Origin of the sequence: Paraburkholderia sp. Ac-20336 (assembly GCF_017105025.1) — a bacterium.
In the GTDB taxonomy this organism is placed as follows: Bacteria; Pseudomonadota; Gammaproteobacteria; order Burkholderiales; family Burkholderiaceae; genus Paraburkholderia.
The window spans coordinates 32,243-53,682 of the sequence record NZ_JAAGPS010000011.1 but is presented as its reverse complement, the minus strand read 5'-3'; the positions used below and the strand labels follow the sequence as shown (position 1 = coordinate 53,682).

At 59.2% G+C, this 21,440-nt stretch carries 15 protein-coding genes; 12 read left to right on the top strand and 3 right to left on the bottom strand.

Translation table 11 applies throughout. The annotated features are described in order from the left end of the window. Window positions 1–250: 250 nt before the first annotated feature. Both GXB81_RS06735 and GXB81_RS06730 read left to right on the top strand, forming a co-directional pair. Window positions 251–1,582 (top strand): hypothetical protein, encoded by a 1,332-nt coding sequence (locus tag GXB81_RS06735; protein ID WP_205988694.1) that lies wholly within the window; start codon window positions 251–253, stop codon window positions 1,580–1,582. A gap of 60 nt (window positions 1,583–1,642) precedes the next feature. Further along, window positions 1,643–2,818, top strand: a complete 1,176-nt coding sequence (locus tag GXB81_RS06730; RefSeq protein ID WP_205988693.1) for a trypsin-like serine protease — start codon at window positions 1,643–1,645, stop codon at window positions 2,816–2,818. 127 nt (window positions 2,819–2,945) lie between these two features. On the opposite strand, the gene GXB81_RS06725 is transcribed toward GXB81_RS06730, so the two are convergent. After that, entirely contained in the window at window positions 2,946–4,040 is a 1,095-nt protein-coding gene (locus tag GXB81_RS06725; RefSeq protein WP_205988692.1) for a porin, read from the bottom strand. Window positions 4,041–4,949: 909 nt separating this feature from the next. Here GXB81_RS06725 and GXB81_RS06720 point away from each other — a divergent pair. The 5 genes from GXB81_RS06720 (at window position 4,950) to GXB81_RS06700 (ending at window position 11,097) form a co-directional block, all read left to right on the top strand. After that, a complete protein-coding gene (locus GXB81_RS06720) occupies window positions 4,950–6,722 on the top strand; it encodes a tannase/feruloyl esterase family alpha/beta hydrolase (protein ID WP_205988691.1) in 1,773 nt (590 codons plus the stop codon). 539 nt (window positions 6,723–7,261) lie between these two features. Then, a complete protein-coding gene (locus GXB81_RS06715; protein WP_205988690.1) occupies window positions 7,262–8,620 on the top strand; it encodes an aromatic acid/H+ symport family MFS transporter in 1,359 nt (452 codons plus the stop codon). 70 nt (window positions 8,621–8,690) lie between these two features. Further along, window positions 8,691–9,716: an amidohydrolase family protein gene (locus GXB81_RS06710; RefSeq protein ID WP_205988689.1), complete on the top strand. Its 1,026-nt coding sequence runs from the start codon at window positions 8,691–8,693 to the stop codon at window positions 9,714–9,716. Window positions 9,717–9,718: 2 nt separating this feature from the next. Then, the gene (ligK, locus tag GXB81_RS06705; RefSeq protein WP_205988688.1) at window positions 9,719–10,402 is read left to right on the top strand and encodes a 4-carboxy-4-hydroxy-2-oxoadipate aldolase/oxaloacetate decarboxylase; all 684 of its coding nucleotides are present in this window, start codon (window positions 9,719–9,721) and stop codon (window positions 10,400–10,402) included. Window positions 10,403–10,437: 35 nt separating this feature from the next. After that, on the top strand, window positions 10,438–11,097 hold the full coding sequence (locus tag GXB81_RS06700; RefSeq protein ID WP_167039918.1) for a substrate-binding domain-containing protein: 660 nt from the start codon (window positions 10,438–10,440) through the stop codon (window positions 11,095–11,097). Between the two features lie 112 nt (window positions 11,098–11,209). Here GXB81_RS06700 and GXB81_RS06695 read toward each other — a convergent pair whose 3' ends face one another. Both GXB81_RS06695 and GXB81_RS06690 read right to left on the bottom strand, forming a co-directional pair. Then, window positions 11,210–12,226, bottom strand: coding sequence for an ATP-grasp fold amidoligase family protein (locus GXB81_RS06695; RefSeq protein WP_205988687.1), 1,017 nt, complete (start codon window positions 12,224–12,226; stop codon window positions 11,210–11,212). Window positions 12,227–12,273: 47 nt separating this feature from the next. Further along, on the bottom strand, window positions 12,274–13,245 hold the full coding sequence (locus tag GXB81_RS06690) for a helix-turn-helix domain-containing protein (protein ID WP_167039920.1): 972 nt from the start codon (window positions 13,243–13,245) through the stop codon (window positions 12,274–12,276). Between the two features lie 762 nt (window positions 13,246–14,007). Between GXB81_RS06690 and GXB81_RS06685 the strand changes: the two genes are divergently transcribed. The 5 genes from GXB81_RS06685 to GXB81_RS06665 all read left to right on the top strand — a co-directional run bounded on the left by GXB81_RS06685 (window position 14,008) and on the right by GXB81_RS06665 (window position 21,394). Further along, on the top strand, window positions 14,008–16,326 hold the full coding sequence (locus GXB81_RS06685; RefSeq protein WP_205988686.1) for a polysaccharide biosynthesis tyrosine autokinase: 2,319 nt from the start codon (window positions 14,008–14,010) through the stop codon (window positions 16,324–16,326). A 51-nt stretch (window positions 16,327–16,377) separates the two neighbouring features. Next, window positions 16,378–17,493 (top strand): glycosyltransferase family 1 protein, encoded by a 1,116-nt coding sequence (locus tag GXB81_RS06680; protein ID WP_205988685.1) that lies wholly within the window; start codon window positions 16,378–16,380, stop codon window positions 17,491–17,493. A 21-nt stretch (window positions 17,494–17,514) separates the two neighbouring features. Continuing rightward, on the top strand, window positions 17,515–18,960 hold the full coding sequence (locus GXB81_RS06675; protein ID WP_167284335.1) for a hypothetical protein: 1,446 nt from the start codon (window positions 17,515–17,517) through the stop codon (window positions 18,958–18,960). A gap of 86 nt (window positions 18,961–19,046) precedes the next feature. Beyond that, entirely contained in the window at window positions 19,047–20,057 is a 1,011-nt protein-coding gene (locus tag GXB81_RS06670; protein ID WP_205988684.1) for a glycosyltransferase family A protein, read from the top strand. A 20-nt stretch (window positions 20,058–20,077) separates the two neighbouring features. After that, entirely contained in the window at window positions 20,078–21,394 is a 1,317-nt protein-coding gene (locus tag GXB81_RS06665; protein WP_167039546.1) for an oligosaccharide flippase family protein, read from the top strand. The last annotated feature ends 46 nt before the right edge of the window (window positions 21,395–21,440 follow it).

Sequence of the window (21,440 nt, the reverse complement as noted above, 5' to 3'; positions counted from 1 at the left end):
ATTCCCCGGAGTGGACGTTGGAATACCTCCAGCAGCTTTCGGACAATCTGCGTAAACGCATACTACCGGCCACGAAGAGACATTTGCCCAACAAGCGGCCAACCCATTGGCGATTGGCAGAGGCTACAGGCAGCGGCATCAAACAGCTTGACCAACCAGGACACACTTCCTATTTTCTAGAAAGCACCTGGCTGGTCGACGGCATTCGCCGCAGTTGTAAGTTCATGCTCCAAACAGAAAAAGGTAAATCATGGATAACGCGACTGCGGATAGAGTCAATCTATGGCGCCGTATGGGGGCGAGGCTCGCGGTCGTCATCTGCCTGCCCACAATGGGATGCTCGTTACTGCCTCATGCCGCATCAGTCTCTGACCCGCCGACGCTTTACGTTTGGCCGGAATCGCGCTGCCCGTCTCTCAATGTGAACGCAGGTGCGCTCGCCGTAGCGGGAGAAAATCTGCTGGGGGGCGACTTGATCGGCGCGGCGGTCGGCGCCATTGCTTCCTCGCTAACTGCCGCAGCCGCTGCAGATAAGGCGGGGTATCAGGTGAGTTCGAATAGCGCGACCTTCTATCAAAGTGCGCTTTGGGATCCGGCCAAAAAAACCTATCAGCCCCAAGCGCCATTTTGTTACGTAATCGCACTGGCGAAGCCGAGTGCTACTCAAGGAACAGACTGGTGCACGGACCCGGATTTCAAAAGCTCTCTCGGCGCCTCCTGTACCAATAGCCCTGGTCTAATCACTTCGCTGTCGAAGAACCAGGGATTATTTAATCCGCCGGATGGCACGCTGCCTCTCACCGTGCCGTCGTTTTACGCCGAAATAGAATTGCAAAGCAGCGCAGCAGACGCAACGGCAAATTATTTTGTGGTGAAACCGCAGATTGCAGCAATTTACTACCCTCACTCTTTGCTAGGGGGAGTTTTCGAAGAGGGGAGGAGTAAACAGATCAGTATAACGATAAATTTTATCAACCCGACGCCATCGACGGCAACGGATTACTATAAAGCATCGACCGTGGGGATGCTGATTTATAATATAAATCCAGGAAAAACAATTTCCATTTCCGATGTATCCAATAATACGCAAACGGCCTGGACTCTGGTCCCGATCGAGAAAGTGCCGGCGGGAGTCCAATATAAGAATAATGACGGCGTTTCAATAGGCGGACCCTTCAGGCCGATCAATATAACCGCAACGGTTCACGAATTAGGTGATCCCAATGTTTTCCTGCAAGCGCTTGCACTCTCTTTTGCGTCGACGTCATCGACTAGCGGCATTACTACGGCGCTAGGCAACGCGGTTCTTCCGCAGGGCCAGCTGGCTCAAAAGCAAAACGATTCAACTCTTCAAAGCAACATCGGCAAATATTATGCGGCAGTCGGCTCTTACCAGACTGCCTGTGCCACCCTTCAGTCCGACAAAAACAACCCTACAAACGCGAGCAAAATTCCTGCAGACAAATCCAGTCTCGAATCGGCACAATATAATGTACAAAGTGCCTATACAGCAGCTTCGGCTTCCGCTCTGCAGAGTACCGTAGAGACATTGCCGGCTCAGCAAACCCTCACATGCCCTTGACGCAATACTAGTGCAGACATCAGAGGCATCGCCAGGCATCATTTGAATCGATTGAATATAATGATTCAGGGGTATATTGAAATGGATAAAGTTTCATGTCGAATAATATATCCTGGATTGCTATTGTTTTCACTCCTGTCTTCCACCGCCTCAGCACAAGCGCCCGGCGAAACAGGCAACACCGGGTCCAACAGCGCTATTGCCACGCATGCCCTCGCAATATCCGGGAATTTATTCGACGAAAATACGCCGGAATATAGCGCGATGCTTCGTGCCAGCATTGGAGCGCTAAATGCAAAGCAAAAGAGCGACGCCAAGCCTCAAAATATACTGAACAAAATAAAAACACTGACGGTGACAAATCTCGACACTGACTCACGATACCGCAATGCTTTGTCATTGATCGTCCACCAGGCCGCACTAGGCGATCCCGAAAAAATCCTTTCCGGCACATCGGACGGCCCGGATACGCCTCGTGGAACAGCGGGATCGGGTTTGCCGCCACGCATACCAGGTGGACCACCCGCATCAAACACACCAGGCCGGTCCTACAATGCCACAACTCATTATCCCAACGTCGTTTTTATCCAGGATGCTCAGAACGGATTTTGTTCTGGCGTGGCAATCGGAAAGAAAAAGATACTGACTGCACGCCACTGCGTATGTCTGCACAATATGAAAAAGGTCGGTGTTGGCGTTGCGTTGGGGAGGGACATGAGTTTTACCAACATAGTGAGCGTCAACAAAATGTCAGAATGCGGTGATAGCAATGGGCCGGATATTGCCGTGGTGGAAACGGCACAGGACATCTACGATTCGAATTCGCCAACCATATTTTCAACAACCGCCGAACTCGACAAGGCAAAGGCTGGCATCGCAGTTGGATACGGAAATCGCGATCTTGGCAACGGCGGTGCAGCAATGGACGGTCAACGCGGTTACGCAAGTGTCGCCATCATAAGTACGAGTTGTTCCGCGCAGGATTCCAGGAAGTATGGATGCAACAGTGGCTTTGAATTTGTCGCGGGCCCAGTTTCGGCCGCTCTTCCGGGAGATCAGTGTCCAGGGGACAGTGGTGGTCCGCTCTACATCATGAGTGGCAATGGCATCTTTTTGGCCGGCATCGCAGATCGATCAGATACCGATTCGAATTTGCAATGCGGCTACGGCGGAATATACGAGCGAATTGATGGGAATGTCGGGAATTGGATTAAAAAAATCCTGGCATCCAATTAGTCGATTCAAGTTCGCAGCCAAGGAAGACGGCGATACATCTCCATTCGCCGTTCCCGTTCACCGTCCGCATACCGACTAGATGCTCCACAAACGAACACGCCCAGCCTAAGCGCGGTTTTACGCGGCTTTAGAACCGCGTATGCAAGCCTACTCGCGCGACAGCCTGAGTTTGCCCGCTCGACGCGCCATCCGCACTGTTCATGCCGTTGATCTGCGCGAAACCCCCGGAGCTGGCGCGCTGATAGAGGCCGAGCACGTAAACGCTCGTGCGCTTCGACAGCGAATAATCGACGATTGCCGCGACCTGGTGAGCGTGGTTATTGTCGACGACCGAATTGCCTTTCATATACATATACGAAGCACCGGTCGCGAGTGCCGGCGTGATCCGGTACTGCGCGCCCACGGAACCTTCGTAGACCGAGCCGCCGTTCGCGGAATTGCGTACGGTCGTGAAAAGCGCGTTGGTGAACCACGAGCCGAACCGGTAGTGCGCGCCGATCCCCCAGTTGCGCACGCTCACTTGCGGCGAACCCGCGGTGTAGTACTTGATATTCGTGTATGCGGCATTCGCGCCGAATGAGTTCGCCGCGTAGTTAAGCGCGAAACTCGTCGAATTTCCCGCGCCGACCGAGCCCGCTACATTGCCGAAGCCATACATTACGCCTGCGCTGAATCCGTCGAATACCGGCGTCACGTACTTGACCGAGTTGGCAATACGCTCGCCGGCCATGCGGTCCCAGTCGAATGCGCCAGTCGGGTTTTGCGGCAGGGCGAGCTTCTGGAACGGGCCGGCGCGGAATGCGTAGAAGTGCCCAGAAATTTCGGCGGGATCGTTGCCGCCGAAATAGAGCGCGTCCGTCATGAAGTCGTACTGGTTGCCGAGCGTGAGCTTGCCGGTGCGCTCGTTGACGAGCCCCACCAGCGACGTGCGGCTGAACAGGCTCGCATTGGGCATGAATTGGCCATTGTTCACCTGGAACTGGTTGACAAGTTCGAAGATGGCCTTGGTGCCGCCACCGAGATCTTCCACGCCTCTCATACCCCACAGGTTAGGGCCGTTGACGCCGTCGTCCATCTTGATATTGTGGCTGCCCGACTGGTTGCTCACATACGTAACACCGGTATCGATAAGACCGAAGAGCGTGACGCTGCTCTGGGCATGTGCTGTCGCCGACATCAAGATGCTCGCAAGAATGGCGAGCGCGATTTTTGTCCTGTTCATCGAAATGATCTCCTGTTTTATTTAGTCATGCAGATGTAGGTGGTGTCGTATCTGGTGAGCGTCGATGGATGAGAAGTCAATCCGAAGTCCACCGAACGGGGCTCAATATAGTCGGCACGATGTTCCTGAGGAAGTGGTGCGAAAGGGCTGAAGAACGCATTCGATCGAGCGCGTTGCCGTCGAAAATTCCGGGGTTTACGCGAACTGACGGGATTGCAGGTGTGTGGCGAGATTTCTTCGTCTACGCCGTAGTTCTTTGAAAAATAAAAGTTTTGTACCCGTGTGCAATACAAGCGATGCTTGTTTTGCGTAAGTGCCGAAGTGGGAATTTGTAAAACGATGAAAGATCTCGAAGGCGGCGCGATAAATAAAAGAGAAAGCTCTTCACGCTATTTCGCAACGCGATTTCAAATAGCGTTGGTGCCACGCTACAGCGTGGCGACGGTTGTCGATCGCGGCCCCGCTTGAGCGCATTTCAATCTCTTTCTTTTGGCATCTAAAAAAATTATGGCGGGTTGTCGCGCGCTGCACCGGATGCCATCTGATCCGGCGCCTGCCACCCTGAACGAGTCCTTATGCAGCGGGCTTGTGCGCGATATCGAGCGCCATCGCGACGTGTTTGCCCGCATGCGAATCGTTCACGCACATCGCCAATCCCTGTGGTTAACCCGTGATTTCCGGTGATTCCCGCTCTGGCTAACGTCGCGTCCAAATCCGGCCGGCGTGTCTCTACCGCAACTTCGCGGCGGCAGAAGGATTGAGACGTTTCTGAGAACCGAAGTACTCAAAGAGGAGAGATGAATCCATGAACGTGAAGCAATGCGTAACCCAGCGTGGACGCGTAATGCGCTCTGCGCCTGCACATCCGGTTCCAATACTCGCCAGAGCAAACAACGCGGGAGAACACGTATGAGAACACTGCACTCTCTCAATCCATTCGCGAGCATCAAGGCGCATGCGGTTTCACTGCTGACTTTATTGAGCGTTTGCGCGACGGCCGCGATTGTCGCCGCATGCGGAGGCGGTAGTGGCAGCGGTGGCAGTATCAGCACATACACGCCGCTGTCGGTCGTGACGCCGAGCGTCGATTGTTCGAAGCTCGCTTCGGTCGATATCACCGACATCGGCGGCGCGGGCAGTTCGATTACCTCGGCGAGCGTAACCAATGCCACGATCAATGGAGCGACGGTCGCGTTCTGCACGGTGAAGGGCACGCTCGCCCCGTCGAACACGTTCGAGGTCGCGCTGCCGGTCGGCACCTGGACGCAGCGTTTCGCGGAACTCGGCTGCGGTGGTTTGTGCGGCAATCTCAGCGACCCGACGCAGCAAAGTTCGTTCAGCTTCAGCTATACGTGCCCGCTCGTGCAGCAGGGCGGTTTCGTAACGGCGGCGACCGACATGGGCCACACGGGCCAGGATCAGACCTGGACGACGGACCCGCAAAAGCAGGCCGATTTCGCCTATCGCGGCCAGCACATCACGACGCTTACGGCGAAGAAGCTGATCAAGGCTTATTACGGACAGGCGCAGAAGTACTCGTACTTCATCGGCTGCTCCGACGGCGGCCGCGAGGCACTGATGGCCGCGCAACGTTATCCGGCCGACTACAACGGCATCGTGGCGGGCGCGCCGGCCGCTCATTTCCAGATCCAGAACTCGCTGTATCACGGCTGGAGCGTGAAGTCGCAGAGCACGACGGGCACGAGCACGGGCAACGCGGTGCTCTATGCCGATAAGGCGCAAGTACTGCACAAGGCCGTTATCGCCGCGTGCGGAGGCGGCAGCGGCGCGGCCGACGGTCTGATTGCCGATCCGCGTACCTGTCATTTCGATCCGGCGACGATCCAATGCGCCAACGGCGCGACCAGCACGAGCAACTGCCTGACCGCGGCGGAAGTCACGACGGCGAAGAACATCCTCAATGGTCCGACCGATGCGACGACCGGCGAGTACATGCTGGCGGGTTCGCCGCAGTATGGTTCGGAAGCGAACTGGATCGGCGTCGAAGTGCCGAATTCGAATTCGACCGATCCGGCCGTGTCCGTCAAGCAGTTGTTCAGCTATTCGATCGTGACGGGCGCGTACAACCTGATCTTCACCGGTTCGCCGACAATGCCGACCATCGACACCTTCGGCTATCAGGATGCGAGCTTCTACCCGACCTATCTGCAGGCGAACCATCCGTTCATCGACGCGACGAACCCGAACCTCTCCGCATTCCAGGCCGCCGGCGGCAAGCTGATTCTGTGGCACGGCTGGGCGGATCAGCACATCTCGCCGCTCTTCACGATCCAGTACTACGAAGCCATGCAGAAGACGATGGGCGATTCGAACGTGAGCCAGTTCGCGCGACTCTATCTGGTGCCGGGCGTGGCGCATTGCGGCGGTGGCGAAGGCTTCCCGAACATCGACCTCGTATCGAAGATCACGGATTGGGCCGAGCAGGCGAAGGCGCCGGATGCCGTGATGACGTATCAGACCGATGCGTCGAACAACGTCACGGCTTCGCGTCCGGTCTATCCGTATCCGGCGGTTGCGAAATATACCGGTTCGGGCGACTGGCACGACGGCGCGAACTATGCGCAAGGCGCGCCGCTCTATACGGCGGCCTCGCGTGCGTGGGCCGGCTCAAGCTTCTACACGCCTTATACGGCGAAAACGCAGGGCGTTGCCGCACCTTAAGCCGTACCTGTAGGCGTCGATTAGATGGCCGGCCTTGCGAGGCCGGCTCGCTTGCGAAGCGGAATGACCGTTGTCACGGTCGTTCCGCTTTTTGTTTTGGATGCCTGATTCAAGGCGCAACCCAGACGCAATCGTGAAGAACGGGAAAAGCGGCGCCGTTAGCGGCTTAAGTGACCGTTCTATGCGACTTCGTTCCCGTGTCATCTGTTCTGTTTATGCGTGTGCTCTGAAGCCGGTGCGGAAAAGGCTCACTTTCAGGGGCTGTGTATTTGCGTTTAGCGCTTATCCAGCGGGGCTTCGTGTGAATTCACCCGGTTTTGCGCAGGCCATGCGGAATAGAAAAAACGCGGATATTCACCACAGCCATATGGTTAACCCGCGCTTTGGAACCCGAGCGGCCAAACGCTACCTTCACGCCAATGACCCGGGCAAGACATTCAGGAACACATCGACATGACGCTTGCGGGATCGGCGAACAGCACGAAGCCATGTGCTTCGTGCCGTGCGACAAGACCCATGAAGGAGACAGGAGAATTCAAATGACGAGTACCACGAGCGGTAAAAGAATCGATATCAAGGCGTTCATCGACGAACGGCCGATTTCCGCCTACCAGTGGCTGCTGGTAGTGCTGTGCTTTCTGGTCGTGACGGCCGACGGCATGGACGTCGCGATCATGGGTTTCGTCGCGCCGTCGATCATTCACGACTGGGCGATTTCGCGTCCCGCCTTCGGGCTCGTGATGAGCGCGGCGCCGATCGGTCTCGTGATCGGTGCATTGGCCGCGGGTCCGGCTTCGGATCGCATCGGCCGCAAGTGGGTGCTGATTACCTCGGTGTTTCTGTTCGGCGTATTCACGATTGCCACGGCATTCACGCAAACGCCGATGGCGATGGCGACGCTGCGCGTGCTGACCGGTATCGGTCTTGGCGCCGCGATGCCGAACTCGACCACGCTGCTGTCCGAATATGCACCGCAGCGCAAGCGCGCCTTGCTGATTACGGTGATGTTCACGGGCTTCAATCTCGGCTCGGCTTTGATCGGCTTCGCGGCCGGCTGGCTGATTCCGGTTCACGGCTGGCGCTCGGTACTGATCTTCGGCGGCGCGTTGCCGCTCGTGCTGATTCCGCTCCAGGTCTGGCTGTTGCCCGAGTCGGCCCGTCTGCTCGCAGTGCGTGGCGCGCCGTCGCAACGCATCGGTGCAGTGCTCGGCCGTGTGTGCGGCGCGCGCTTTGCCGGTGACGAAGTTTTCGTTTCCAACGAACCGCCGCTGCCGACGCGCAAGCCGATCGGCGTACTGTTCTCGCAAGGCTATGGTTCGATGACCATCGCGCTGTGGGTCACGTATTTCATGGGCCTGCTCGTGATCTATCTGCTGACCGGCTGGCTGCCGACGCTGATGAAAGATGCAGGCCTGTCCGTCACGACCGCGGCGAACATCACGGCGATGTTCCAGATCGGCGGCACGATCGGAGCGATTCTGGTCGGCTGGATCATGGACCGCGCACGTCCCGCTCCGGTGATCAGCGCGGCGTATGTCGGTGGTGCGCTGTGCGTGCTCGCACTCGGCTATATCGGTGCGTTGTCTTCGTCGCTGGCGGTACTCGTGTTTGCCGCGGGTTTTTGTATGAGCGGCGCGCAAACCGGCCTCAATGCATTCGCACCGGGCCGCTACCCGACCGTGGCACGCGCGACCGGCGTGAGCTGGATGCTCGGCATGGGCCGCTTCGGCAGCATCTTCGGTTCGGCGATCGGCGGCGCGTTGCTCGGTCTCGGTTGGCAATTCGGCGCGATTCTGGCGATGCTCGCTGTTCCCGCTACACTGGCTGCCATCGCTATTCTCGTGAGCCAGCGCGTGAGCGGCAGCGCAGCGGCGGTTCAGCCGAATACCGCGCACTAGCCAGCACGAAACATGCGGCGCGCGAGTTTCGCGCGCGTCGCCGGTTAAATTTATTTTCCGGGGAATTACGGTGATCATCGACATTCACGGCCACTACACGACTGCGCCGAAAGCATTGGAGACGTGGCGCAACCGCCAGATCGCAGGCATTGCGAATTCGTCGGCGATGCCCAACGTATCGGAGTTGCAGATCAGCGACGACGAACTGCGCGAGTCGATCGAGAACAATCAGTTGAGGCTCATGCGCGAACGCGGCCTCGATCTGACGATCTTCAGTCCGCGCGCGAGCTTTATGGCGCATCACATTGGCGATGCCGCCATCTCGGCAACATGGGCCGCGATCTGCAACGAACTGTGCTATCGCGTGAGCCAGTTGTTCCCCGGGCATTTCGTGCCGGCTGCGATGCTGCCGCAAAGTCCGGGCGTGGATACGGCCACCAGCATTCCTGAACTCGTCAAATGCGTCGAGCAGTACGGCAATGTCGCGATCAATCTGAATCCCGATCCGTCGGGCGGTCACTGGACCAGTCCGCCGCTGTCGGATCGCTACTGGTACCCGATCTACGAGAAGATGGTGGAGTACGACATTCCCGCCATGGTTCACGTGAGCACGAGCTGCAATGCGTGCTTCCACACGACCGGCGCGCATTATCTGAATGCGGATACGACCGCCTTCATGCAATGCCTGACCTCGGACCTGTTCCGCGACTTCCCCACGCTGCGCTTCGTGATTCCGCACGGCGGCGGTGCAGTGCCGTACCACTGGGGACGCTTTCGCGGTCTCGCGCAGGAGTTGAAAAAGCCTGTGTTGAAGGACCATCTGCTCAACAATATTTTCTTCGACACCTGCGTCTATCACCAACCCGGTATCGATCTGCTGACGCGCGTGATTCCCGTCGACAACATCCTGTTCGCGAGCGAGATGATCGGCGCGGTGCGCGGCATCGATCCGGAGACGGGCCACTATTTCGACGATACGAAGCGTTATATCGAAGCGGCGCATGTCGATGCGCAGGAACGCCAGAAGATCTATGAAGGAAATGCACGGCGTGTTTATCCGCGCCTCGATGTATTGCTCAAATCGAAGGGGCTGTAATCATGTATGAACTCGGAGTGGTTTATCGCAACATCGAGCGCGCGGATGCCGGCGTGGCCGAAAAACTCGGCGCGCTCGGTTCGGCAACCGTGCATGAGGCCATGGGCCGCGTGGGCCTGCTCAAGCCCTATATGCGCCCGATCTATGTCGGCGCGCGGGCAAGCGGCACGGCAGTCACGGTGCTGCTGCAACCGGGCGACAACTGGATGCTGCACGTCGCGGCCGAGCAGATCCGGCCCGGCGATGTCGTTGTGGCAGGCGTTACCGCCGATTGCACCGATGGCTATTTCGGCGATCTGCTCGCGACGAGCTTCAAGGCGCGTGGCGCGCGCGGCTTGATTATCGATGCCGGCGTGCGCGACGTGAGCGTATTGACCGGGATGCAGTTCCCGGTCTGGAGCAAGGCGATTTCCGCGAAGGGCACCGTCAAGGCGACGCTCGGCTCGGTGAATATTCCGGTCGTCTGCGCGGGCGCACTGGTGACGCCGGGCGATGTCGTCGTCGCGGATGACGACGGTGTGGTCGTCGTGCCCGCCGCGGCGGCGCCAGCGGTACTCGAAAAAGCGGCCGAGCGCGAAGCGCTCGAGAGCGATAAGCGGGCGAAGCTCGCCTCGGGCGTGCTCGGTCTCGACATGTACAACATGCGCGGGCCGCTCGAGCAGGCCGGACTGCGCTACAAGGATTGAACAGCGTGCTTGAGCCGATCACAGGCATTTCGTCGATGGCGACGCGCCAGGTTCTGGCCAAACTCGCCGCATCGTATGAGCGCCGCACGGGACAGCCGGTGGCGATCGAATCGGTTGGCGGTGTCGACGCGGCGCGTCGTGTAGAGGATGGCGAAGTATTCGATATCGTCGTGCTGGCGGAGAACGCGATCGAACGGCTCGCGCTGGCCGGTCATGTCGATTCCGCGAGCCGGGTCGCATTTGCGCGCTCGGGCGTCGCGGTCGCGGTGGCCACCGGTGAGCCGCATCCGGACATCGGCACCGAAGCGGCGCTGCGTGAGGCAATGCTCGGCGCACGCAGCATCGGTTATTCGACGGGACCGAGCGGCACGCATCTGCTCTGGCTGCTCGAACGCCTCGGCATTGCCGGGAGTATTGCGCCGCGTCTCGTGAAGGCGCCGCCGGGCGTGCCGGTGGGTGCGCTGGTGGCGCGCGGAGAGGTCGCGCTGGGATTTCAGCAGTTGAGCGAGTTGATTCACGTAGCCGGTATCGACGTGCTCGGGGCACTCCCGGGCAGCCTTCAATCCATCACGACTTTTACCGCTGCGATCTGCACGGCGGCTCGTCGGCGTGAAGCCGCGCGGGCATGGCTGTCGTCTCTGATTTCGCGCGAGGCCAACGGCGCGAAGATGGAGAACGGCATGATGCCGGCGTGATGGTTCAGCGGTCTGACTGGCAGTGGGAATCGGCGGAAAGCAGCGGGAATCAGCGGTGGAGTCGAAGCTCCCGTGAATGAGCTTGACTGCTTCGCTTGCCTGAGCCGCCGGTTCACGCAAGCAGCTTGCCCCACTCGTAATCGACGCTGTCGGGTGTGAAGGGTAATACACCCGCGCCCGGCGTGAACGTCAATTCGCCGAAATAAATTTCGTTATCCGGTGCATATAGATCGACGCGAACATAGTCGAAGTCTTCGGCCAATCGCACCGCGACGTCCAGTACCGCTTGCAGATTCCGCGGGGGCACAGAGGGTGCGGCGCTGCGTTTATAGGGGCCGATGGCGATGTCGAGATGATTCCAGTCGGCGTCGTATACGTCGCCATGGCAGTCGCCGAACCGGTCCGCTATCACGAGGATATAGATGATCGGCCCACCGGGACGGCCGCCAAAGCAGTGCACCTTGAGATCGGCGGGAATCTGGTCGTGCTGGTCGAGCAGCAGGTGCTCGAAGAAGACGCGCGGCTTGATCATCCGATAATGCCGCTCGCGCGCGATGTGGTAGAAGTCGGTCGCCAGCCATTGCTCGGCGAGCATCCGCAATTTCTCGAAAGACGTCTTCGATTTGTCTCTCACCACTTCGACGAAATTGCTGCCGTGATTGGCCTTCATGACGAAGGCATCCGGCAGCGAGTCGAAGACCTTGCGCGTCAACACCTCCGGCGCGGCGAGAAGCGGTATTAAATACTGCTCGCCGATCTTTGCTGCAATATATTCCCGCACCTTGAGTTTATCGGCCAGATCGATGTAACGCGGATCGGGCTTCAGATTACGTTGCAGGATCTTCTCATTGAACGTGGCGGGATGAAGAAGATTCGGATAGCGGCCAATGCATTTGTGATGCAGCAGACTCACGAAGATGGAGTCCGGCAGCAATGATTTCGCGGCTTCCTTGATCGCTCTCACTCTGGAAGGCGCTTGCCGGTACTGATGAAGCGGTTCCTCATATTGCCTCGTCTGCTCGCCAGATACCGCGTCAGAGAGGGCAACAGCCCCGTGTTCGGACGCCGTGTCCTGCGTGGCGTCCACCGTATCTTCTTCATCGAACGCGGTGGGTTCGGTGATCGTCATGTTCTTATCCATGAATATATGGGTCGCGAAGCGCTCGTCCCGAAGCATCAAAGAGTGGCGGGAACCTGCCGCAGCATCTCGGCCGTGGTGCCCCAACTTTCCTCGGCCGTCTGCCAGCGCTCCTCGGCTTCTATCTGCTGTTGCGCGCGGAATTGCGTCGGCGACATGCCATAGCGCTCCTTGAAGAGCCGCCCGAGGCGATTGCCGTCCCCCATGCCGCACCGGCGCGCAATCTTGTCGACCGGCAAATCGGTGTTCTTCAACATCGAGCGCACGATTTCGAAGCGCGTGCGCAGCAGGTATTCGAGCGGGGTCATCCCGAATTCGCATTTGAAGCGGCGTTGAAAATTGCGCTTGCTCATCGCGACCGACTCCGCGGCCTGAGCAACCGAGATCGCCTTGCTGTAGTTCTCCTTGATCCAGCGCGCCGACTCGCGAATCTTCTCGGTCGTGGTCGTGATGTTCGCATCGTCGATTTCGGTGCGGCTCTTTTCGGCGTAGCCCGTTTGCAGAATGCGGCCGATTTTTCGGGCCGTATCCGAATTGACATCGCGCTCTATCTGCGCGATCGCCAGATCGGTCGGCGTAACGTTGCTGGGCGCTCGCGACGCGTCGCCGCTGTCGTCGAACAGATAGATCGGCACCGTGGATTGCAGCGGGTCGTTGCATATCACGGCCAGGTTTGCGCCTTGCTGCATGCCGAACGATGCGATCGAGCCCTGCAATGAGATCCACGACAGAAAGCGGTCATTCGATTCCGCCACTTCGGTGACGTCGCGGCAGGCCACGAAGAATGCATGGAAATCGGCGAGGCAGTAGCGATCGAGTCCTTGGGTCCAGATCGAAATGCCGGAAGAACTGGTCACGAGACCGCCGCCATCCGACAGTACAGAGAGCCGATAGGCCGGTTGTTCACCAGCGGATCTTTTGAACTCGTTGGCAAGCCGGAACGCGTCGCCTATCGCGCCGGTACTGGCCACCGAACAGTTCTGGAAGACGAAAAGACCAATGTGCTTCATCACGCGGGATTCTCCAGACGGGAAAAACTACGCATTGAGATTAGCGCATCGAGGTGATCAAGACGAACTTGGCCGGCATGCGCGGGTGTTTTGGCGTAATCGTCATGATCTGGGAAATTCTTACCTTGAACTCCGTTCGAACGCTTTCTATTACCTGTCTCTCAGTGAAGTTTTTTCTCATTCAATTGGCGCGATTTCGGTACCTCACTTTGTGCCGAAATCGTCAAATACGCGGCGTGGTAAAGGATGAGGCGATATGAGTCCGTTCAAAGCCCGATGCCTCGCACTCGAAGCGCGCAACACGCGTTCTGTCGCGATGTTTCGTGAGAATCGTATAACTCTGTTACACCAATTGCAGATCGCAACAACAGCGTCTGCAAATGTAAAACGCTCCGCACATTCGGCCAATAACACCCGAATTTATGCCTCCGGCGATTGAGTACTTCTTTTTGCGGGCTATGCTTCACCGCAACATCCATAGAGAAGTTGCCCATTGCGATTCGGGGGAATCGGGACTTCGTATTTCGAATTCCCGAGAAGCGCGATTGGCAATGCCGCAGTGGACAACGCAATAGCTGTGTAGCCTTCCGTCGCTCGAGAGGTCCCGAGTGCGGTTCCCCGACCTAACCCGACCCAGCACGTCGCTTCGCCGTGCGCCAGCCAATTCAGGGCCTTTCCGGCCGGCAGCGGCGTCATTTGCAACGTGACGACGCAGAGCGTGTCGTTGATCGTTCTGCTTATCAACCTGTAAGGATCAGACCGGTGGATTACTACCCGCAAAATTCGCTCTATCCCGCCATCGACACTGAGCGCAGGCAGCTCAGTGCGGGCGCGATGCTCACGCTGATGCGTGACCATATCTGGGAAATCGTGGTGACGACGGTCGTCGTCCTCACGCTGGCCGTCACGTATCTGCTGATTGCACAGCCGATCTATTCCGCCGACGTGGTCGTGCGGGTAGACCCGCCCGAGCCGAACGCGCTCGGCCTCGCGTTGCAGAATCAGGACGTGCTGCCGCCGCCCGCGCCGTCGCCGGTGACGGAAGCGGCCGTGATGGAGAGCCGCTCGGTCGTGCAGCCGGTGATCGATCAATTCCGCTTCGACGTCTCGGTGACGCCGCATCGCATTCCGATACTCGGCAATATCGCGGAGAAGTTCGCGACGCCGGGCGAGCCCGCGGCCCCGTGGCTGGGCTTGAAATCGTTTGCCTGGGGCGGCGAGCGCGTGAAAGTGGGTGCACTCGATGTGCCGCATGAACTCGAAGAAGAAAAGCTCACGCTGATTGCACTCCAGAACGGCGCCTACGAGTTGCTCGGTCCGTCCGGCCAGATTCTGCTGACGGGTACGGTGGGCACGGAAGCGAAAGCGAATGGCGTGTCGATGCTCATCAAGGAACTCGATGCGCGGCCGGGTACGAAATTCGAGGTGATCCGCTGGAACGAACTCGATGCAACCAAACGCTTCCTGAATCTCGTCAAGGTAGGCGACAAGGTCAAGGACTCGGGGCTGCTGCAAATCCAGTACCGCGATCAGAGTCCGGAAAAAGCCGCCGACGTTGCCAATGCCCTGGGGCAGCAATATCTCGCGTCCGCGATTGCGAGCCGGCAACTCAACGATACGAAAACGCTCGCGTTTATTAACGGCGAATTGCCGCGCCTGCTCGCCGATCTGAAGAAAACCGAGGAATCGCTGAAGAACTTCCGTTCCAGTTCGCAGTCGATGCAGCCGACCAACGAAGCCCAGGCTTATTTGCAAGGCGGTCTCGATCTCGACAAGCAGATCGCGACACTGCAATTGCAGCGCACGCAAATGCTCGAGCGCTTTACCCCGCAGAGCCGCTGGGTGCAGAGCATCGACGAGCAACTGGCGCAATTGAAGGACGCGAAAGGGAAGTTCGATACTCATTTCAACGGCATGCCGGCGTCCGAACGCGAAAGCGTCGATCTGATCCGCGCGCAGAAGGTTGCGGAAACGATTTATCTCGGCATGGTTCAGAAGGCCCAGCAATTGCAGGTTCGGCGCGCCAGTACGACGGGCGGCGCGCATATTCTCGATCCGGCTATCAGCCCGCATCGCCCGGTCATGCCGCAGCCGGTACTCGTGCTCGGCGGCGGGCTGGTACTCGGTATCGTGTCCGGCGTCATGCTGGTTTTCGTGCGCCGTCATGTGATGACGGGCGTGACCGACCCGAGATTCGTCGAGCGCCGCATGAGCGTGCCGATGTTCGGCGAGATTCTATTCAGCCAGCAGCAGTTGTTGATCGATCGCAATGCGGCCAGCGTGGGGCACAAGTCCTTGCCGGCGTCTGCCGGGCGCGCCGATCCGCCGCTGGAGAGAAGCGCGCAGGAGATCCAGTTCAGCGCCGGTCACAACAACAGAATTCTCGCCGCGCGCTTTCCGCACGATTCCTCGGTCGAAGCGCTGCGAGGCGTACGTACCGCACTGACTCGCGATCTGGCGCACGCGCGCAACAACATCGTGATGATTACCGGGCCGACGCCCTCGGCGGGAAAGAGCTTCATTGCCGCGAATCTCGCGATTCTGCACGCGGAAATCGGCTCGCGCGTCGTGCTGATCGATGCCGATATGCGGCGCGGCCATCTCGCCTCGCTATTCAACGAGAGCAATCGCGGCGGGCTCTCCGAAGTACTGTCGGAACGGATACCGCTGCGCAATGCCTTGCGCTCGACCGGTATCGACGGATTGACGTTCCTGTCGTGCGGCGTACGCCCCGAGAACCCGGCGGCGCTGCTGATGAAGCCGCGGTTCAGGGAAATGCTGGAGCGTCTGTCGACCCAGTTCGATCTCGTGATCGTCGACACGCCGCCATTTCTTGCCGTGACCGATGCTTCGATCATTGCGAACGAGGCGGGCGCGTCGTTGCTCGTGTTGCGTTCGGGCATGCAAAGCGAGGAGGAAATCGAGGACACGGTCAGGAAGATGGAGCGCGCGGAAGGGCGTATTTCGGGCGCGGTTTTCAACGGTATTCCGTTGCGCCGCAGCACGAAGAATTACGACTACGAGACGAATTACGCGAGCGATTTCGGCGACGCCGACATGGCGCATCGAGCCGCGCACTGAACCGGCACAGGAATAGTTGCATGTGCGACAGCGCGTTAAACGGAGAAGCGGATGGTCTTTGCAATCAACGGAAAGTTTACTTCGCAGACCATGACGGGGGTTCAACGCGTCGCGTATGAACTCACGAGAGCGATGCAGATGTACGCGATGCCGGGCGACGAACTCGAAGTTTTCGTGCCGCAGAATGCCGTCGCGCCAGGCGCGCTGCTCGATAACCAGCGGCGCTTTCCGTGGCTGCGCGGCACGCTGTGGGAGCAGATTACGCTGCCCATCGCGGCGCGCGGAATCACGCTGCTGAATTTGTGCAATACCAATCCGCTTTTCAAACGCGGGCAGATCGTCATGGTGCATGACATGGCGGTCTATGACGTGCCGCAAGGCTTCTCGAGAAAATTCCGGCTCTGGTACCGGATCTGTTTCGCGTTTCTGCGGCGAACGCGTCCCATGATCCTCACGGTGTCGCGGTTCTCGAAGACGCGTATCTGCCACCACCTGAAGATCGATCCTTCGCGCGTGAAAGTGGTGACGCCCGGTGCAGACCATCTCGATCGCGTCGTAGCAGACCCGGCCGTGCTCGAACGTCTCGAACTGGGCAGGGACACGTACTGCGTGATCGTCGGCAGTCTCGATCCGCGCAAGAACCTGCAGCGCGTGCTCGATGCGATTGCGGAGCTCGAACATCTGACCACGGTCAAATTCGTTATCGTAGGGGGACGGAATTCGCGCATCTTTAGCAGCGATGGCGCCGAACATGCCGTGGATTCGAAGCGGATCGTGTGGGCGGGCTTCGTATCGGATAACGAGTTGAAGTCGCTATACGAGAACGCCGGCTGCCTCATTTTCCCATCGCTCTACGAGGGATTCGGTCTTCCGCCTCTCGAAGCGATGTACTGCGGTTGCCCCGTCATCGCATCGGCACGGACGTCGATACCGGAAGTGTGCGGTGATGCCGCGATGTACTGCGAAGCGACCTCGGCGGACGATATCGCGGCGAAGATCTCGCAGATGATGAGCGACGCGGATCTGCGCCAGCAATACCGCGTGGCGGGGCAATTGCGTGCCCGAGAATTTCGTTGGGATCGCACGGCGAAGAAAGTGCTCGAAATACTTTACGAGCACACCGGCGACCGCTTGCCCGACCTGACGCCGCGCGCGTCGGCGAGTTGACTGATATGGACGGGCACGGAAATGAATCGCGTCAAAGTCCATCGAGGCCGAAGGCGGGCGCTGCGCACATTTGCCGCGCTTGCGGCGGGAGCGGTCGTTCCGTTGGCACGGACCCAGCCCGCTCTGGCACTGACACAGGATGCCCAGCGCCAACGTGCGCAGGCCCGTCTTATGACGAACCTGATCGGCACCAACGGCTGGGCCGGCTCGGCCGCCGACATAGAAATGTGGCGCGCGATGGGCATCAGTTGGGGGCGCGGTTCGGTGGGCCCCGGTCAGCCCGATCGGCCTGGTGAAACCATGCGCATCGACAGGACAGGCGCCGCGTTCGATAGCGACCTGCCGCCGGTGCTGATTCGCAATGAACGCAGCGGCATCGGCTCGTTGTTGATACTCGGCTATACGCCGCGATGGAATGCGAGCGTGCCGGGCGATTCGAATTCGGCGCCCGTCGACGTGGACGCATGGAAACAGTATGTCGAGGCGGTGGTCCGCAAGTACTCTGCGCCGCCTTATAACCTGCGTTATTTCCAGATCTGGAACGAGGCTGCCGGCCAGTTGTCGGGCGGCCTGCCGCAGGCCACGTTCTGGCACGGCCCGGACTTCAGCAAGAATGAGAAGCGCTCGAAGCCCTACGAGCGCGCGATGCAGGACTACGTGGAGCGAATTCATATTCCGGCGGCGCGGATTATCCGCAATTACCACGCGTACGTGGTCTATGGCGGCTGGCCGGATCAGGGCGGTCTCGCGAATTTCCAGCAATGGCTGGCGTATCGCAGCCCGGTACTGAACGAGCGGATGCTCGACTGGGTCGACTATATCGACACGCACTATCTCGCCGTTTCCGATCTCGATGCGCTGTATCAGCGGTACGTGAAGAACGGCCCCGCGCGCGGTATCTGGCAAACGGAAATCGGCGACGAGTACATGAAGGACCCGCATTATCTGCCGCGCTATTTCTTCGAGTTTGCGGTATGGGCGCTGGAGAGGGATTGGGACGATGCGGACAAGTATGTATCGATGATCTATCACTGGGATGGCTATGAGCCTTTCCGTCTGACGCATCGCGGGCCGCCGGCGCGAACCTACAACGTCTCGGGGCGCAGCCTGATCGTGCTGCGCAAGACCGCGGGCGGCCATCTCGGCAGTTTCTCGAAGCCCGTGCAGTTCGGCCAGGGCGTGAGCGGCAACGCACTGTTCTCCGGTAGCGATCTCGTCATGCAGGTGAGTGCGAGTACAGGCTGGCAGACCGTCGCCATTGGCGGGCTCGACAGTGCGCGTCTGCGCGAAGCGCAGGTCGATTTTATCGATGCGCTCACCGGCACTACGAGTGCCGCGGAAGATATTGCATCGAACTGGGAAAACGGGCAGATGAAAGTGCGATTCAAAGTACCGAGCCAGATGAATGGTGCCGGCAATAACCCGCCCAGACATCTGGCTTATCTGGTGGTGCGCGGTGCCGCCTGAGCGTAGTCATGGCCCGGTCGCCGGTCGCGAGTATCCCGGATGCCGGTTGTCGGTGTCCCGAACCTGACGAATAGAGTCGAAACATCATGAAACACGTCACCATTGCAATCTGCAACTACAACTACGAGCGCTATCTGCGTGCGGCAATCGACTCGGCGCTCGCGCAGGACTATCCGGATACGCGCGTGATGGTCATCGACGATGGCTCGACCGACAGCTCGCGTGCGATCCTGGAAAGCTATGGCGACCGTATCACCGCCGTCTTCAAGAAAAACGGCGGACAGGTATCGGCATACAACTACGCCATCAGCTTGCTCGACACCGAGTACGTGATCCTTCTCGACTCCGATGACGTTCTGTATCCCGAAGCGGTTTCCGAAGTGATGCGCCTGTTCGATAGCGGTGCATGGTCGAAGGTGCAATTCCGTCTCGACGTCATGGATCGTCAGGGGGCCTTGACCGGCGCTTACGTGCCGCACACCGTGCCGCCTCACGACTGCACGAAGCTATTGCAGGGCGGCTGGCTCTATCCGTCACCGCCCGCATCGGGCAATGCCTACCGGGTCAGCGCGCTCAGGCAGATCTTTCCGGTTCCGGAAGAGGGCGTGAATCGCTATGGCGCGGACTTTTACGCGATTTATGGCGTTGCGCTGACCGGGACGATTGGAACCGTGCCGAAGTCGCTCGGCGGCTATCGCGTGCATAACGCGGGAGGCGAAACTGTATCGTTCGCGAACTCGGAGCAACTGAACAAAGCGCCGAGAGCATTCAACATGCGATGGGCGATACTGAGAAACATCGCCAAGGACCGGCTGAATCTGGAGCTCCCGCCGACTTTCCATGACTTCTCGCACGAGAAGGCGACGTTCTGCTCGACCCTCTATCGCGCGAAGCTCCTCTCGCGCTGGCGCTGGATGCTCCACGATTCGAGCGGTTATCTGCATACGATCATTGCGAATCCATTCTGGGGCGTGAAGAAAAAGCTCGGCACGCTCGTGCTGTCGAGCCTGTGTCTCCTGCCTTATTCGCCGCTGTCCGATTTTGCCGTGCGCTATATCGCCAACCCGCTCGCACGCCGGCGTGCGACCGGGCGTTGAAGGCCGGGAAGGAGACGGGAATGGATAAACGGGCGAGCGCCAATGTAATCGCGTTTGTGTACGGCGGGTATCTGATGAGGTACGTCTATCTCATCATCGTCGTGCCGTTTTATGGCCGGGTTCTAGGCGTTGCCGAGTACGGCAGGGTGCTCGCGTCGATGTCGCTGATGAACGTGATCTGGATGCTCGTGAGCTACGGATTCACTTTCGTCGGCATGCGCGAGGTGTCGAAAGCGCATTCGGCGGCCGAATGCAATTCGATCTATTCGCTGCATGTCAGCGCGCGGCTGATTCTGGGCGTAATCGGCGCGGCGATCGGCGTCGTGGCGACGATGAGCTCGCCGGTATTGTCCGAGCGGCCGCTTATCGGCCTGCTGGCGACGCTGCTCGGCATCGTCTCGGCGTTGAATCTCGGCTGGCTGTTTCAGGGCCGCCAGCACTTCCGTACGCCGATCATGATCGAGGTGTTCGGTTTTGCATTGAGCCTCGTATTGGTGCTGAGCCTGGTCAAAGGACCCGGCGACGCCGTGTGGGTCCTGGCGAGCCTGCTGATTTCGGGCATTGCGTCGTCGCTCGTTGCCTATGGCCTCGCGACTCGTCAATTGGGCTGGCCGCGTCTCAAGCTCTCGGGTGTCGTGCCGCTCGTGCGCAGCTCGACGATGCTGTTCTGCTATTCGTCCGGCTCCGTGGTGCTCACGGCATCCTCGACCTATCTGATGACGCTCCTGTCGACGCCTGCACAGGTCGGCTATTTCGGTGCGGCGGAACGCTTTGCGACGATCGGACTGAGCCTGATGGGGCCGGCTTCGCAGGTATTCATTCCGACGATATCGCGGCAACTCGCGAACGGCGACAAGGAAGGCGCGCGCGTTACGACGCGTCGCGGCGCGTTCCTGCTGATGGGCTACGGCATGCTCGTGCTGTGCGGCGCCTTGACGCTTTCGCCTTTTGTTCTGCCGCTCATCCTGGGCCAGGCGTTCGAGCCCAGCGCTCACGTGCTTCAGGTGTTCGCGTGGATGTTTCCCTTCGCGGCTTTCAACGAATTCGTCGCGTTCTACGTATTCGTGCCGCGCAAAAAAGACCGCTTGCTCGCCGTTGTCGGTGCCTTATCCGGGCTCGCCAATCTCTGCGCGGCACTGATTCTTGCACCGCGCTATGGCGCGATGGGCATGGCGACCGCGCGCGTGATCGGCGAGTCGACATTGTCCGTGATTCTGATGGGCGTATTGATCCGTCTTGAACTGGTTAGCCTGTTGCCCGGCGCCGAGCGTGCCATGGAGCGGGTGCGGATTGCATTCGGTCTGCACACACAGGCGCAGGCCGGCAAAGAAGATTGATGTGGTGAAGGATGTCTGGGGGTTCGATTGGAAAGTCACAGGAGGT